Below are 14712 nucleotides of genomic sequence, written 5' to 3' on the forward strand. Positions count from 1 at the left end.
CCATGCTCAGAAGTTTTGATCTCGTTCTCATCGGCGTCATGACGGCAACCGCCGTCGTCACCTACACGATCAAGCATCGTGCCGAGCTGAAGCTGGAAGAGGTTCACCGGCTGCAGACGGAAATCCGTCTCGAGCGCGACACGATCGATCTTCTGAAAGCCGACTGGGCCTTGCAGACCCAGCCCAACCGCCTGCAGCACCTGATCGGCGCCTATCATCAGGAACTGCAGCTTGCGGCCACCGATCCGACCCAGCTCGCCCAGCCCAACGAGCTGCCGATGCTGAAGTCGCAGCTGCCGCAGCCCGAAACCTCGATCGAGCAGCTGATCGCCGGTGCAGATGACGAAGTCTCCAAGGCGATCCGCGGCGTTGCCGCGGCCAAAGCGTCGGCTCCAGCTTCGCGCATCCCCGTTCCGGTAGCACGTGGGTCTGTACGCGTGGACTCAATTTCAACCGGATCGGTAAATCGCTGATGTCTTTTCTATCCCGGATCATGGTGCTGAAGAGCAGGGGGCATTTCTCCACCGGGGCGCGTGGAGCTTCTCCGCGCAAGTCCGGTGCCAATATCGAGGGAACGCGCAAGCGTAAGGCGCAGCAGGCCCGTAACCGCGTCGGTCTGGTGATTTTCGGTTTCACCGCGCTTTACTGCGTGATCGGCGGCCGCATGGTCTATTATGCGATGAGCGAGCCGCAGACGACATCGAGCATTCCGCCGGCCGACCGGCTGATGGCTTCGCGTCCGGATATCGTCGATCGCAACGGTGCGCTTCTGGCCACCGACATCCGCACCGTTTCGCTGTTTGCCGAGCCGCACAAGATCGTCGATGCCGACGAGGTCATCGAAAAGCTGTCGACGGTGCTGCATGATCTCGACATCAAGGGTACTTACGCAAAGCTATCGTCCAAGAGCCGTTTTCAGTGGCTGAAGCGGCAGCTGACGCCAAAGCAGCAGAGCCAGATCCTGGCACTCGGCATTCCCGGTATCGGCTTTCGCCCGGAAAAACGTCGCTTCTATCCCGGCGGTGCGACCGCCGCCCATATCGTCGGTTACGTCAATATCGACAACCGCGGCGTTTCCGGCATGGAACGTTATATCGACAGCCAGGGTCTCGCCGATCTTGCTGCCGTCGGTATGACCTCGAACCAGCCGCTGGAGCCGGTCAAGCTGTCGATCGACGTTCGCGTTCAGGCGATCGTTCGCGATGTGGTTGCCAGTTCCATCGACAAATACAAGTCGATCGGCGGTGGCGCCGTGGTTCTCGACGTTCATACCGGCGAAATCCTCGGCATGGCGTCGGCACCGGATTTCGATCCGAACGATCCGAATGCCAATGGCCCGGAAGGCTGGATGAACCGCATGACGAACAGCACGTTCGAAATGGGCTCCACCTTCAAGTCCTTCACCATCGCCATGGGCCTTGACGAAAAAAAGATCACGTTGAACGACAGCATCGATGCGCGTTTCCCGATCCGCATGGGTGGCTACACGGTCAAGGATTTCCACGGCAAGGGCCGTTTCCTCAGCGTGCCGGAAGTCTTTCAGTATTCGTCGAACATCGGCACCGCCAAGATCGCAGATGCCGTCGGCATTCCGGATCACAAGGCATTCCTGACCAAGCTCGGGCTTCTTACCCGCATGAAGACGGAACTGCCGGAAATCGCCACGCCGAGCGCGCCGCGTGAATGGAAGAAGATCAACCAGGTCACCATCTCCTTCGGCCACGGCGTTTCGACCACACCTTTGCAGACGGCGGTGGCCGGTGCGGCATTGGTGAACGGCGGTGTTCTGCATCCGCCGACATTCCTGCCGCGCACCGAAGAGCAGGCAACCGAATTCGCAACGCAGGTGATGAACCCTTCGAGCAGCAAGGACATGCGTTATCTGTTCGAATGGAACGGTTCGAAGGGCTCCGGCCGTAATGCGCGCGTCGAAGGTTTTGACGTTGGCGGCAAGACCGGCACGGCCGACAAGGTCGTCAACGGCCGTTACGCCCACGACAAGAATTTTAACGCCTTCCTTGCGGCCTTCCCGATGAGCAATCCGCGTTACGTCGTGTTGAGCTTCTCCGACGAGCCGAAAACAGAGAAGGGCAATGGCGCGGCGCTGGCTGCGACCTCCGCTGCACCTATGGTCAAGGAGATCATCGCGCGGTCTGCACCTATTCTCGGTGTACAACCTTCGTTTGGTGAAAATGGCTCCGCCTTGCTCGTGTCCTATTAGGCCATAATGAATGAGCACGACGATTCGCGGGCCGGTTTGATCCGGCCCCCGGAAGGAGAGGGCAGAGATGATACTGAGAGAGCTGATCGGCGCTGATTTTCCCGAGCTTGCCGAAGCTGTGAAAGGTCCCGCAGGGGATATAGACGTTACCGCGATCGCGTCGGACAGCCGCAAGGCTGTGCCCGGCGCCTTGTTCGTTGCCATGGCCGGCACCAAGGCCGATGGCGCGGGCTTTATCGGTGATGCAGCCGCGCGCGGTGCCGTTGTTGCGATCGCCGCGCATACCGCCGATGTCGGCATTCCGGTCCTGACGATGGACAATCCGCGCCGGCTTCTGGCGATTGCCGCCGCCCGGTTTTATGGCGCGCAGCCAAAAACCATGGTCGCCGTGACCGGCACGGCCGGCAAGACATCCGTCGCTTCCTTCACCCGCCAGATCTGGGCATATGCCGGGCATCCGGCTGCGATGATCGGCACGACCGGTGTCGTTTCGCCGACCCGCAACGATTACGGTTCGCTGACCACGCCCGATCCGATTGCGCTGCATGCGCTGCTGGCGGAACTTGCTGGCGAGGGCGTCACCCATGCCGCCATGGAGGCGTCCAGCCATGGCCTCGACCAGAGCCGTCTCGATGGCGTGAAACTGGCCGCTGCCGGTTTCACCAATCTCGGTCGCGACCACATGGATTACCATCCGACCGTCGAATCCTACATGGCGGCAAAGATGCGCCTGTTCGATACGCTGATGGAAAAAGGCGCACCGGCCGTGATTTTCTCCGACGATCCGTGGTCGGAAGAAGCGATCCGGGTCGCTAAGGCGTCCGGCCTCGATGTGCGCACCGTCGGCCGCAAGGGAAATTACCTGACGCTGAAGCGCGTCGAACATTTCCGTCACAAGCAGACAGCCGAAATCACCGCCGAAGGCCGCATCTTCGAAGTCGACATCCCGCTGGCCGGTGATTTCCAGATCTCCAATGCGCTGGTCGCTGCCGGTCTTGCCATGTCCACCGGTGTTCCGGCTGACAAGGCGATGGCGGCACTCGAAAAGCTGGTTGGTGCCTCGGGTCGCCTGGAATTGGTTGGCCAGACGCCGGATGGCGCGCCGGCCTATGTCGATTATGCCCACAAGCCGGATGCGCTGCAGAACGTGCTGTCCTCCGTGCGTCCCTTCACCACCGGCCGTGTCGTCGTGGTGTTCGGCTGCGGCGGTGACCGCGACAAGGGCAAACGCCCGATCATGGGTGAGATCGCCACACGGCTTGCCGATGTAGTGATCGTCACCGACGACAATCCACGCTCGGAACAGCCGGAGGTGATCCGCTCGGAAATCATGGCGGCTGCTCCCGGTGCCACTGAAATCGCCGACCGTGCGCAAGCCATCCGCCATGCGGTGAACGGGCTGCATGCGGGCGACACGTTGATCGTGGCCGGCAAGGGCCATGAAGAGGGGCAGACCGTCGGTTCGACGACGCTGCCGTTTTCCGACCACGCAGAAGTGCGCAAGGCGCTGGAGGGACTGAAACAGTGACGCTGCTCTGGACCTCACAGGAAATGACGGCCGTTATGGATGGCCGCCCGGTCGGGGCACTGCCGGCCGGTATTACCGGCATTTCCATCGACAGCCGCTCGATTGGCGAAGGTGAAGCCTTTTTCGCCATCAAGGGTGACCGCGTTGACGGTCACGATTACGCAGGCGTCGCCGTTGCCAATGGTGCGGCGCTGATTGTCGTTGCCGAAGGCAAGCTTCCGGCCATGGGACGCCTGACGGTGCCGATGATCGTCGTCGAGGATGTGCTGGAAGCGCTCGGCAAGCTCGCCGTCGCCGCCCGCAAGCGCAGCCGTGCGCAGATCGTCGCCGTCACCGGTTCGGTCGGCAAGACGACCACCAAGGAAATGTTGCGCCACGCGCTTGCCCCTTCCGGCAAGGTGCATGCCGCCGTCGCCTCGTTCAACAATCACTGGGGCGTACCTCTGACGCTCGCCCGCATGCCGATCGACACCTATTTTGGCGTCTTCGAAATCGGCATGAACCATCCCGGCGAAATCCGTCCGCTCACCGCCATGGTGCGCCCGCATGTGGCGGTGGTCACCACCATTGCCGCCGCCCATCTTGGCCATTTCCGCGATCTCGACGAGATTGCTGAAGCCAAGGCGGAGATTTTCGAAGGCGTGTTGCCGGGCGGTTCGGCGCTGATCAATCGCGATATTCCGCAATACGGTTTGCTCGATCAGGCGGCACAGGCGGCCGGCGTCGAAAACGTGCTGACCTTTGGCCAGCATGCCAAGGCCGATTTTCGCCTTGCCGATTTCGAGGGCAATGCCGATGGCTCGGTGATCTGGGCAACACTGCAGGGCGATACGACGGAAGTGCGCATCGGCGCCCCCGGCCGCCACATTGCCGAAAATGCGATGGCGGCGCTTGCCGTCGTTTCGCTGTTTGGTGCCGACATGGATGCGGCAAAACAGGCGCTGGCCGAACTCAAGCCGGTCAAGGGTCGCGGCGAACGCCACACGCTCGGTATCGGCGAGGGGCACCTGACCCTGATCGACGAAAGCTACAACGCCAACCCGGCCTCGATGCGGGCGGCGATTGCGCTTCTTGCAACCCACCAGCCGGAACTGTCCGGCCGGCGTATCGCCGTGCTTGGCGACATGCTGGAAATGGGCGAACATTCCGCGAAAGTTCATCAGAACCTGACCGGCGCGCTTTTGGCTGCGGGTATCGAACATGTCTGGCTCGCCGGCCCCGAAATGGCCGCATTGCGCGACTCTTTGCCCGACAGCGTTGATGTCGCCTATTTCGAGACGACTCAGGAACTCGCGGATTTCAGCGTGCGCTCGGTCGTTCCGGGTGACGTGCTGATGGTCAAATCCTCGCTGGGCCTTGGTTTCCGCAGGATCATCGACGCTCTTATTGACAACTATCCGGCCTTCGCAGACACGGAGCCGCATTCCTGATACCGGCTTCCGAGAAAGGGCCTTCATGCTGATCTGGCTTGTCGAACTGGCGAACCACGTGCAATTTTTCAACCTGTTCCGGTACATCACGTTCCGGACGGGTGCTGCTGCGTTCACCTCCGCCTTCATCGTTTTCATGTTCGGGCCGAGCATCATCGCTTCCCTGCGTGTCCGTCAGGGCAGGGGCCAGCCGATCCGCGCCGATGGTCCACAGACCCATTTCAAGAAAGCCGGCACGCCGACCATGGGCGGCCTGATGATACTTGCCGGTATTCTCGGCGGATCGCTGCTCTGGGCCGACCTCTCCAACATCTACGTCGTTTCGACGCTGCTGGTGACGCTCGGTTTCGGTGCCATCGGTTTTTACGACGATTACCTCAAGGTGACGAAACAGTCGGACAAGGGCTTTTCCGGCAAGGCGCGCCTCGGCATCGAGTTCCTGATCGCCGGTGTCGCGACGTTCTTCATGATGCGCATGGCGCTCGCCACCGGGCAGAGCGGCTCGACGCTCGGTTCTTCGATCGCCTTTCCGTTCTTCAAGGATTTTGTCGTCAATCTCGGCATGTTCTTCGTGCTGTTCGGCGGTTTTGTCATCGTCGCGGCCGGCAATTCCGTCAACCTGACGGACGGTCTCGATGGTCTTGCCATCGTGCCGGTGATGATCGCGGCCGCCTCGTTCGGCATCATCTCCTACGTTGCCGGTAACGCCGTTTTCGCCAACTATCTGCAGATCAATTTTGTGCCGGGCACAGGTGAACTCGCCGTCATTCTCGGCGCGGTTATCGGCGCCGGCCTCGGCTTCCTGTGGTTCAACGCGCCGCCCGCCGCCATCTTCATGGGCGATACCGGTTCGCTGGCGCTTGGCGGCCTGATCGGTTCGGTTGCCGTCGCCACCAAGCACGAGATCGTCATGGCGATCATCGGCGGCCTGTTTGTTATGGAAACGCTGTCGGTGATCATCCAGGTCGGTTTCTTCAAGCTCACCGGCCGACGTGTGTTCCTGATGGCGCCGATCCACCACCATTTCGAAAAGCTCGGCTGGACCGAAAGCCAGGTGGTGATCCGCTTCTGGATCATTGCCGTCGGTCTTGCCCTTCTCGGCCTTTCCACACTCAAGCTACGCTGATTGTATCATGATCCCGGTCACCACGTTTTCTGGCAAAAAAGTCGCTCTCTTCGGCCTCGGTGGCTCGGGATTGGCGACGGCAAAGGCTCTGGTGGCCGGTGGTGCTGATATCACCGCATGGGACGACAATCCCGACAGCGTTGCCAAGGCGAATGCCGAGGGTATCAAGACGGCGGATCTGCGGGGGCTGGACTGGCCCTCGCTTTCCGCGTTCGTGCTGTCGCCCGGCGTGCCGCTCACCCATCCGAAACCGCACTGGACGGTCGATCTCGCCCGCGCAGCCGGTGTCGAGGTCATCGGCGATGTGGAGCTTTTCATCCGCGAACGCCGTGCCCATGCGCCGGATTGCCCGCTGATCGCCATTACCGGCACCAACGGCAAGTCGACCACGACGGCGCTGATCGCCCATATCCTGCAATCCAGCGGTCGCGATACCCAGCTCGGCGGCAATATCGGCACCGCCATCCTGACGCTCGATCCGCCGAAGGCCGAACGTTATTACGTGGTGGAATGCTCGTCCTACCAGATCGATCTGGCGCCGACGCTAAACCCATCTGCCGGCATTCTTCTCAACCTGACACCCGACCACCTCGACCGTCACGGCACGATGCAGCATTACGCCGACATCAAGGAGCGTCTGGTCGCCGGTTCCAAAACCGCCGTCATTGGTGTCGATGACAGTTTTTGTGCGCTGATCGCTGATCGTGTCGAACGTGCCGGCGTCAAGGTTGAGCGTATCTCCAAGCGCAATCCGGTCGCCGAAGGGCTTTATGCCGAAGGTAGCCGTATCCTTGGCGCAGAGCGCGGTAAGATTTCCGATGTGGCTGATCTGGCAGGCATCGACACACTGAAGGGCGCGCATAACGCCCAGAACGCAGCGGCAGCGATTGCCGCCTGCCTCGCGGTCGGCGTCTCCATCGAAGACATCCGTGCGGGTTTGAAAAGTTTCCCCGGCCTGAAACACCGCATGCAACCGGTTGGTCGTCGCGACCACGTCGTGTTCGTCAACGACTCGAAGGCGACCAATGCCGAGGCCGCAGCCCCCGCGCTGTCGAGCTACGAGCGCATCTACTGGGTTGCGGGCGGTTTGCCCAAGGAAGGTGGTATCACAAGCCTCGCACCACTTTTTCCGCGTATCGTCAAAGCCTATCTGATCGGAGAGGCGGCACCACAATTTGCCGCGACGCTGGGTGATGCCGTGAAATTCGAGATTTCCGGCACGCTTGCCCAGGCCGTCGCGCATGCGGCAGCCGATGCGGCCGAAGACAGCGTGGCATCCGCCGTGATGTTGTCGCCCGCTTGCGCCAGCTTCGATCAGTTCAAGAATTTCGAGGTCCGCGGTGACGTGTTTGTTGCCGAGGTCGCTAGCCTTGACGGCGTGACGATGCTGGTCGAGGTCAAGAAGGAGAACGCATAATGGTAAGTCGCGTAGACCGCGGTCCGCTTGCGGACTGGTTCTGGACGATCGACCGCTTCTTTCTGGCGGCCTTCATCCTGTTGATGGGCATCGGCTTCATGCTGTCTTTTGCGGCATCGCCGGCGGTGGCCGAACGCCTCGGCCTCAACAGCTTTCACTTCGTCGAGCGTCACGCGATGTTCCTCGTGCCCTCGATCATCGTGATGGTGGGCCTTTCGCTGTTCAGCCCGCGGCAGATCCGCCGCACCGCCATCATCCTGCTGGTCGTGGCGCTGGCCATGATGGTGCTGGCGTTGTTCTTCGGTATCGAGGTCAAGGGCGCGCGCCGTTGGGTCAATTTCGGTAGCCTGTCGATCCAGCCGTCGGAGTTCATGAAACCGGCCTTCGTGGTCGTCTGCGCCTGGCTGTTTGCCGAGCACGCTCGCCAGCCGGAAATCCCCGGTAACCTGTTTGCCATCATCCTGTTCGGCATCGTCGGTGCGCTGCTGGTTGCCCAGCCGGATATCGGCCAGACCATTCTCACCAGTGCCGTCTGGGGCGGCATGTTCTTCATGGCCGGCATGCCGTGGCTGTGGATTGTGCTTCTCGGTGGCTTGGGTGTCGGCGGCGTCATGACCGCCTATTATATGCTGCCGCATGTGGCCGGTCGTATCGACCGTTTCTGGACGGGCGAGGGCGACACGTTTCAGGTGGATACCGCCCGTGACGCCATCATCAACGGCAACTGGTTCGGTCTCGGACCGGGTGAAGGCATCTACAAGCGCATCATCCCCGACAGCCATACCGACTTCATCTTTTCCGTTGCGGCCGAAGAGTTCGGCATCCTGTTCTGCATCGTTCTGGTGTCGATCTTTGCCTTCATCGTGCTGAGAGGCCTTGGCCACGCCTTCCGCGAGCGCAACGATTTCAACCGCTTTGCCGTTGCAGGCCTCGTGCTGCAGCTCGGCGTGCAGTCGATGATCAATATCAGCGTTAATCTGGAACTCATCCCGGCCAAGGGCATGACCCTGCCGCTGATCTCCTATGGTGGTTCGTCAATGATCGCGGTTGCCGTCACTGCCGGCTTTATTCTGGCGCTCACCCGCCACCGTCCGGAAAAGCGTGCACAGGAACGCAGCCTGTTCCGCGTGACATCCGCGGTGCCGGCAGAGTAAAAGGGTTTTCATGACCAAAGGCATTATCCTGCTTGCCGCCGGGGGAACCGGCGGCCATCTGTTTCCGGCCGAAGCACTGGCGCACGAGTTGAAGGCGCGCGGTTATTCCGTGCATCTGGTGACCGACAGCCGCGCTGAACGTTTCGCCGGCAAATTCCCGGCCGACGAAATCCATGTCGTACCGTCCGCTACGATCGGGTCGAAGAACCCGATTTCCGTGGCGAAGTCGCTGTTCAAGCTGTGGACAGGCCTGCGCGCCGCCCGCAAACTGATCTCGCGCATCAAGCCGCTGGCCGTTGTCGGTTTCGGCGGTTACCCCACGGTTCCGCCGCTTCTGGCCTCCACAGGCCTCGGCGTGCCGTCGATGATCCATGAGCAGAACGCCGTGATGGGCCGCGCCAACAAGGCGCTCGCCAATCGCGTCAAGGCGATTGCCGGCGGTTTTCTGCCTGAAGGTGTGGGCGCGTATGCCGACAAGACGATAACGACCGGAAATCCGGTGCGTCCAGCCGTTCTGGCCGCCGCCAACACGCCTTACCAGCCGAGCCTCGAAGGCCAGCCGTTCAACCTCGTCGTGTTCGGCGGCAGCCAGGGCGCGCAGTTCTTTTCACGCGCCGTTCCGACAGCATTGAGCCTTCTGGAGGAAAGCGAGCGTAGCCGCATCGTGCTGACCCAGCAGGCGCGTCCCGAAGATCAGGGTCAGGTCGGATCGTGTTTTGCCAAGCTGAAGATGACGCCGGATGTTTCGGCCTTCTTCCCGGATATGGCCGAACGTCTCGCATCCGCCCATCTTGTCGTCTGCCGCTCCGGCGCGTCCACGGTTTCGGAAGTGTCGGTGATCGGCCGCCCATCAATCCTCGTCCCTTACCCTTACGCGCTCGATCACGATCAGGCCGCCAATGCCGCAGCACTCGTTGCGACCGGTGGTGCCGAAGTGGTGCCGCAGGCAGAACTTTCGCCGGAGCGTCTGGCGCAAAAGCTGTCGGCAGCGTTGAAGGAACCCGAGCGTCTGGCCACTATGGCTGAAGCAGCCAAGCAGGCCGGCCGTCCACATGCGGCGACCTTGCTTGCCGACATGGTAATCGCTATTGCCGGGGCTCAAGGGATTGCGCAGTTCAAAGGAGTTCGGGCATGAAGATGCCGCAGGCCATCGGCCTCGTCCATTTCATCGGTATCGGCGGCATCGGCATGAGCGGCATTGCCGAAGTGCTGCATAACCTTGGCCACAAGGTGCAGGGCTCCGACCAGTCCGACAGCGCCAATGTGCAGCGTCTGCGTGACAAGGGCATCCCGGTTTTTGTCGGCCACCAGGCGGAAAACATCGGTGATTCCGAAGTCGTGGTGGTGTCTACCGCCATCAAGAAGACCAATCCGGAGCTGATCGCCGCGCGTGAAAAATCGCTGCCGATCGTGCGCCGTGCCGAGATGCTGGCCGAACTGATGCGTTTTCGCAATGCCATCGCCATCGGCGGCACGCATGGCAAGACCACGACCACGTCGATGGTCGCAACGCTGCTCGAAGCCGGCAATCTCGATCCTACCGTCATCAACGGCGGCATCATCAATGCTTACGGCACCAATGCCCGCATGGGCGAGGGCGAGTGGATGGTGGTGGAGGCCGACGAATCGGACGGCACCTTCCTGAAACTGCCGGCAGACGTTGCGGTCGTCACCAATATCGATCCGGAACATCTCGACCATTACGGCAATTTCGACGCCGTGCGCGCCGCCTTCCGCCAGTTCGTGGAAAACGTGCCGTTCTACGGTTTTGGCGTGATGTGCATCGATCATCCGGAAGTGCAGGCTTTGGTCGGCAAGATCGAAGACCGCAAGGTCGTCACCTATGGTGAAAACCCGCAGGCCGATGCCCGGTTCTCGAATGTCCGCATGGAAGGTACCAAGGCGATTTTTGACGTGGAAATCCGTCGTCGCCGTACCGGCCGCGTGTTCTCGTTCAAGGACCTGACGCTGCCCATGCCGGGCCGCCACAACATTTCCAACGCCACGGCCGCGATCGCCGTCGCCAATCGTCTCGGCATTTCGGAAGAGGACATCCGCAAGGGGTTGGCCGCTTTCGGTGGCGTAAAGCGCCGCTTCACGCTGACCGGCACCTGGAACGACGTGTCGATCTTCGACGATTACGGCCACCATCCGGTCGAGATCAAGGCGGTGCTGAAGGCTGCGCGCGAAAGCTGCTCGGGCCGCGTCATCGCCGTCCACCAGCCGCACCGTTATTCGCGCCTGAACAGCCTGTTCGAGGACTTTGTCACCTGCTTTAATGATGCCGACAGCATTATTCTCGCGCCGGTCTATGCAGCTGGTGAGGACCCGATCGAGGGCGCCGATTCCGAAACGCTGGCATCGCGCATCCGCGCCGGCGGCCACCGCGATGCCCGTTTCATGGCCTCGCCGGAAGCATTGGCCGGTATCATCGCCACCATTGCCAAACCTGGCGATTTCGTGGTTCTTTTGGGGGCTGGTAACATCACTCACTGGGCGGCATCGCTGCCCAAGGAATTGCAGGGCATTTCGGGGCATTCGCAATGAAGCAGGTAAATGGGGAACAGTTGCTGGCGTCTCTGGGTGAGGGCGTCAAGGAAATCCGCGGACGGCTGACGCCCGATGCGCCGATGGACAGGGTCACCTGGTTCCAGGCCGGCGGCCTGGCCGAATTGATGTTCCAGCCGCATGACGTGGATGACCTCGCCACCTTCCTCAAGATTTTGCCGGCGGATGTGCCGCTGACGGTCGTCGGTGTCGGCTCCAACCTGCTGGTCCGCGACGGCGGTATTCACGGCGTCGTGCTGCGTCTCTCCGCCAAGGGGTTTGGTCAGGTCGAACTGGTCGGCGAAAACCGCATCAAGGCCGGCGCCATTTGCCCGGACAAGCATGTTGCCGCCATGGCCATGGACAATGGTATCGGTGGCTTTGCCTTCTATTACGGTATTCCCGGTTCGATCGGCGGTGCTCTGCGCATGAATGCCGGTGCCAACGGCACCGAGACCAAGGACCGCGTTGTCGAAGTGCATGCAGTCGATCGTCAGGGCAACAAGCATGTGTTGACCAATGCCGACATGGGCTACAGCTACCGCCATTCCTCGGCGGCTGCCGACCTGATTTGCACCCACGCCATTTTCGAAGGTTACGCCGACGACCGTGCCAAGATTCGCGCGGAAATGGATGCCGTACGCCTGCACCGCGAAACCGTGCAGCCGGTCAAGGAGAAGACCGGTGGCTCGACCTTCAAGAACCCTGAAGGCCATTCTGCCTGGAAGGTGATCGATGAAGCCGGTTGCCGCGGCCTGATGAATGGCGGCGCGCAGATGTCGGCGCTGCATTGCAATTTCATGATCAATATAGGCCACGCCTCCGGTTACGATCTCGAATATCTCGGCGAAACGGTGCGCCAGCGCGTGTTCGAAGAACACGGCATCAAGCTGGAATGGGAAATCAAGCGCCTCGGCATGTTCATGCCCGGCCGCGAAGTCCGCGCCTTCCAGGGCGTGACGACGGAGTGATCTCTTCGGTTGGTCCGTTCGGGAGGCGTTGATGACGCTGGTGCATAATGAACGGACCAAGCTGCTTGCCAATTCACTGGACAGGCTGTCCACGGCCTGCGTGGCCGCCGGTTTCATCGCGCCGGCGGTGTCACTTTCGAGTGGCGCCATGTCTTTCAGCATCTCGCTATCGACGGCCGTTTCCACTGTCGCTTGGCTTTTGGGTGCTTTGATACTACATTTGAGTGCAAGGCGCGCTCTCGGAGGGCTGATATCATGAATGCCCCGACGTTTTTCTTCCTGTATATACTGCCGTTCGTGATCGCGGGCGCGGGATGGATTGCCGTTCTCCTGAACGAGCGCAGCGCTCGCCGCAAGGTGCGAGTTCGCTCGGGCGATTAACGCTATCGTATCGGCGGGGTGCTCAATGTCCGATGCCGGTTATGACAGGAATGAAGAGCGGCGACGCGTTCTTGTCCAGAACGAACGGCTGAAGCTGGCGGCCGCCAATCTCGATCGCTTATCGACCGCTTACGCTGTTGCGGGTTTCATCGCTCCGATAACATCTCTCTCATCGAGCAGCTCTTTGGAAAGTCTCACGCTGAAAATCGGCGTATCAACGGCGGTTTGGCTTTTGGCTGCATTGATATTACATTGGATAGCGAGACAACTTTTAGGAAAGCTGGGAATATGACCGTCACGATGGCTTTCTATCTATACATCCTGCCCGCTGCGACTGCTGTGATCGGTTTGGCGTGGATTGTTTTTGACAAGCGACAGGAGCGCCGGAAAAACCGGCTGCATCCCGGCGAATAAGCCTTTTCGTCGAACAAAGAAAAGCCCGCGACACCAATTGGCGTCGCGGGCTTTTTCGTCAGTTCGTTCCGCTCAGGATCAGACTTTGTCTTTACCCGACAGGAAGATGCAGGCCAGCGTGATCAGTGCAGCCACCAGCAGATAGTAGCCGACATAGGCCATGCCGTAGTTTGCCTGCAGATAGGTAGCGATATAGGGCGCAAGCGAGGCGCCGAAAATACCGGCCATGTTGAAGGTGATCGAGGAGCCGGTATAGCGAACCGCGGCCGGGAAGGGGGCCGCGAGTGCCGTGCCGATCAGGCCGTAGGTCATGCCCATCGGTACCATGGCAAGAATGACGAACAGGAAGATCATGCCTTCACCATTGGTCATCAGGGCTGGCAGGAAGAACGAGAATGCGGCGATCAGCACAGTCGTGACAATCAGCATTTCGCGACGGCCGTAACGCTCGGCAAGCTTGCCGATGACGACGATGAAAATGCCGAACACGATCGAGCCGAGAAGCTGCACTTCCAGCGCATCCAGGAACGACATCTTCAGGACCTTGACGTTGTAGGACAGAAGATAGGCCGTGCCGATGTAGAACAGAACGAACGTTGCCAGCGCCACGAACGTGCCGAGCACGAGGCTGCGCTTGTGCTTGCGGAACAATTCCGCAACGGGAACGTCAACGCGCTCGTGCTTTTCGATGGCCTCCTTGAAGGCCGGCGTTTCGGTGATGGACAGACGCACCCAGAGGCCGACGACGACGAGCAGGACCGAGGCGATGAACGGTACGCGCCAGCCCCAGCTCAGGAGTGCATCCTGTGACATGAAGTGCAGCAGGACCCAGAAGACGCCGGAAGACAGGAACAGGCCAAGCGGTGCGCCGAGCTGAGGGAACATGCCGTACCAGCTCTTTTTGCCCGGAGGTGCATTTTCTGTCGCAAGCAGCACTGCGCCGCCCCATTCACCGCCAAGACCAAAACCCTGGCCGAAACGGCATAGCGCCAGAAGCAGCGGCGCGAAAACGCCGATCTGCTCGTAAGTCGGCAGAAGGCCGATCACGACGGTGGAAACGCCCATGGTCAGCAGCGCTGCGACCAGTGTGGTCTTGCGGCCGATGCGGTCGCCGTAATGACCGAACACTACGGCACCAAGTGGCCGCGCAAAAAAGGCGATCGAGAAGGTCGCGAAGGATGCGAGAAGGGCCGTAGTCGGGTCGGAGCCTGGGAAAAACAGCGTCGGGAAGACCAGAACTGCGGCCGTCGCATAAACGTAGAAATCGAAAAATTCGATCGTCGTGCCGACCACGCTGGCCGTCAGGACTTGTGCAGGAGAGTTCTTTGCAACAGGTTCCAGCGGCTCAGCGGCCGACGACACGGGGGTATCCATCTGTGTCATCTTAATATCCGTGAGTGGTGTATCGCCTCCCTTTGTTAAGGAGGGTTGGTGCGGCCATAGCGTAATTTTAAATCGAATAAAATGGCCGTTCCGCAATAAAGCGCAAAAAATCAAGCCTCGGGCGAAAGCTATGATGCTTT

Annotated in this window: 14 protein-coding genes; 13 read left to right on the plus strand and 1 reads right to left on the minus strand. The window is 60.7% G+C overall.

Going from position 1 to position 14712, the window contains the following annotated elements:
- Window positions 1–2: 2 nt before the first annotated feature.
- From ftsL to AAIH70_RS10490, 13 genes are all read left to right on the plus strand, one after another.
- Window positions 3–473: a cell division protein FtsL gene (gene ftsL, locus AAIH70_RS10430; protein ID WP_132272170.1), complete on the plus strand. Its 471-nt coding sequence runs from the start codon at window positions 3–5 to the stop codon at window positions 471–473.
- A complete protein-coding gene (locus AAIH70_RS10435; protein ID WP_132272171.1) occupies window positions 473–2221 on the plus strand; it encodes a peptidoglycan D,D-transpeptidase FtsI family protein in 1749 nt (582 codons plus the stop codon). Before ftsL ends, AAIH70_RS10435 begins: the two co-directional genes overlap by 1 nt.
- A 67-nt stretch (window positions 2222–2288) precedes the next feature.
- Window positions 2289–3749, plus strand: coding sequence for a UDP-N-acetylmuramoyl-L-alanyl-D-glutamate--2,6-diaminopimelate ligase (locus AAIH70_RS10440; protein ID WP_132272172.1), 1461 nt, complete (start codon window positions 2289–2291; stop codon window positions 3747–3749).
- Window positions 3746–5179, plus strand: a complete 1434-nt coding sequence (locus AAIH70_RS10445) for a UDP-N-acetylmuramoylalanyl-D-glutamyl-2,6-diaminopimelate--D-alanyl-D-alanine ligase (protein ID WP_132272173.1) — start codon at window positions 3746–3748, stop codon at window positions 5177–5179. The genes AAIH70_RS10440 and AAIH70_RS10445 overlap by 4 nt, the downstream gene beginning before the upstream one ends.
- A 25-nt stretch (window positions 5180–5204) precedes the next feature.
- Window positions 5205–6305 (plus strand): phospho-N-acetylmuramoyl-pentapeptide-transferase, encoded by a 1101-nt coding sequence (gene mraY, locus AAIH70_RS10450; RefSeq protein WP_132272174.1) that lies wholly within the window; start codon window positions 5205–5207, stop codon window positions 6303–6305.
- Between the two features lie 7 nt (window positions 6306–6312).
- On the plus strand, window positions 6313–7722 hold the full coding sequence (gene murD / locus AAIH70_RS10455; RefSeq protein ID WP_132272175.1) for a UDP-N-acetylmuramoyl-L-alanine--D-glutamate ligase: 1410 nt from the start codon (window positions 6313–6315) through the stop codon (window positions 7720–7722).
- On the plus strand, window positions 7722–8876 hold the full coding sequence (gene ftsW, locus AAIH70_RS10460; RefSeq protein ID WP_132272176.1) for a putative lipid II flippase FtsW: 1155 nt from the start codon (window positions 7722–7724) through the stop codon (window positions 8874–8876). The genes murD and ftsW overlap by 1 nt, the downstream gene beginning before the upstream one ends.
- Before the next feature lie 10 nt (window positions 8877–8886).
- The gene (gene murG, locus AAIH70_RS10465) at window positions 8887–10011 is read left to right on the plus strand and encodes an undecaprenyldiphospho-muramoylpentapeptide beta-N-acetylglucosaminyltransferase (RefSeq protein ID WP_132272177.1); all 1125 of its coding nucleotides are present in this window, start codon (window positions 8887–8889) and stop codon (window positions 10009–10011) included.
- Window positions 10008–11423, plus strand: coding sequence for a UDP-N-acetylmuramate--L-alanine ligase (gene murC / locus AAIH70_RS10470; RefSeq protein WP_132272178.1), 1416 nt, complete (start codon window positions 10008–10010; stop codon window positions 11421–11423). The genes murG and murC overlap by 4 nt, the downstream gene beginning before the upstream one ends.
- The gene (gene murB, locus AAIH70_RS10475) at window positions 11420–12394 is read left to right on the plus strand and encodes a UDP-N-acetylmuramate dehydrogenase (protein ID WP_132272179.1); all 975 of its coding nucleotides are present in this window, start codon (window positions 11420–11422) and stop codon (window positions 12392–12394) included. The genes murC and murB overlap by 4 nt, the downstream gene beginning before the upstream one ends.
- A 255-nt stretch (window positions 12395–12649) precedes the next feature.
- Entirely contained in the window at window positions 12650–12775 is a 126-nt protein-coding gene (locus AAIH70_RS10480; protein WP_281033527.1) for a hypothetical protein, read from the plus strand.
- A gap of 25 nt (window positions 12776–12800) precedes the next feature.
- Entirely contained in the window at window positions 12801–13067 is a 267-nt protein-coding gene (locus AAIH70_RS10485; protein ID WP_132272180.1) for a hypothetical protein, read from the plus strand.
- Window positions 13064–13189, plus strand: coding sequence for a hypothetical protein (locus AAIH70_RS10490; RefSeq protein WP_281033528.1), 126 nt, complete (start codon window positions 13064–13066; stop codon window positions 13187–13189). Before AAIH70_RS10485 ends, AAIH70_RS10490 begins: the two co-directional genes overlap by 4 nt.
- Window positions 13190–13267: 78 nt before the next feature.
- On the opposite strand, the gene AAIH70_RS10495 is transcribed toward AAIH70_RS10490, so the two are convergent.
- A complete protein-coding gene (locus tag AAIH70_RS10495) occupies window positions 13268–14572 on the minus strand; it encodes an MFS transporter (RefSeq protein ID WP_132272181.1) in 1305 nt (434 codons plus the stop codon).
- Between the last annotated feature and the right edge of the window lie 140 nt (window positions 14573–14712).

The organism is Neorhizobium sp. BT27B (genome assembly GCF_050455485.1).
In the GTDB taxonomy this organism is placed as follows: Bacteria; Pseudomonadota; Alphaproteobacteria; order Rhizobiales; family Rhizobiaceae; genus Neorhizobium.

Excerpts from the sequence above, each read along its gene's own strand:
- AAIH70_RS10495 (WP_132272181.1), bottom strand. The coding sequence starts at position 14,572 with ATGACACAGATGGATACCCCCGTGTCGTCGGCCGCTGAGCCGCTGGAA.
- AAIH70_RS10435 (WP_132272171.1), top strand. The coding sequence starts at position 473 with ATGTCTTTTCTATCCCGGATCATGGTGCTGAAGAGCAGGGGGCATTTC.
- murD (WP_132272175.1), top strand. The coding sequence starts at position 6,313 with ATGATCCCGGTCACCACGTTTTCTGGCAAAAAAGTCGCTCTCTTCGGC.
- murG (WP_132272177.1), top strand. The coding sequence starts at position 8,887 with ATGACCAAAGGCATTATCCTGCTTGCCGCCGGGGGAACCGGCGGCCAT.
- ftsL (WP_132272170.1), top strand. The coding sequence starts at position 3 with ATGCTCAGAAGTTTTGATCTCGTTCTCATCGGCGTCATGACGGCAACC.
- AAIH70_RS10480 (WP_281033527.1), top strand. The coding sequence starts at position 12,650 with ATGAATGCCCCGACGTTTTTCTTCCTGTATATACTGCCGTTCGTGATC.
- AAIH70_RS10490 (WP_281033528.1), top strand. The coding sequence starts at position 13,064 with ATGACCGTCACGATGGCTTTCTATCTATACATCCTGCCCGCTGCGACT.
- AAIH70_RS10485 (WP_132272180.1), top strand. The coding sequence starts at position 12,801 with ATGTCCGATGCCGGTTATGACAGGAATGAAGAGCGGCGACGCGTTCTT.
- murB (WP_132272179.1), top strand. The coding sequence starts at position 11,420 with ATGAAGCAGGTAAATGGGGAACAGTTGCTGGCGTCTCTGGGTGAGGGC.
- ftsW (WP_132272176.1), top strand. The coding sequence starts at position 7,722 with ATGGTAAGTCGCGTAGACCGCGGTCCGCTTGCGGACTGGTTCTGGACG.
- murC (WP_132272178.1), top strand. The coding sequence starts at position 10,008 with ATGAAGATGCCGCAGGCCATCGGCCTCGTCCATTTCATCGGTATCGGC.
- mraY (WP_132272174.1), top strand. The coding sequence starts at position 5,205 with ATGCTGATCTGGCTTGTCGAACTGGCGAACCACGTGCAATTTTTCAAC.
- AAIH70_RS10440 (WP_132272172.1), top strand. The coding sequence starts at position 2,289 with ATGATACTGAGAGAGCTGATCGGCGCTGATTTTCCCGAGCTTGCCGAA.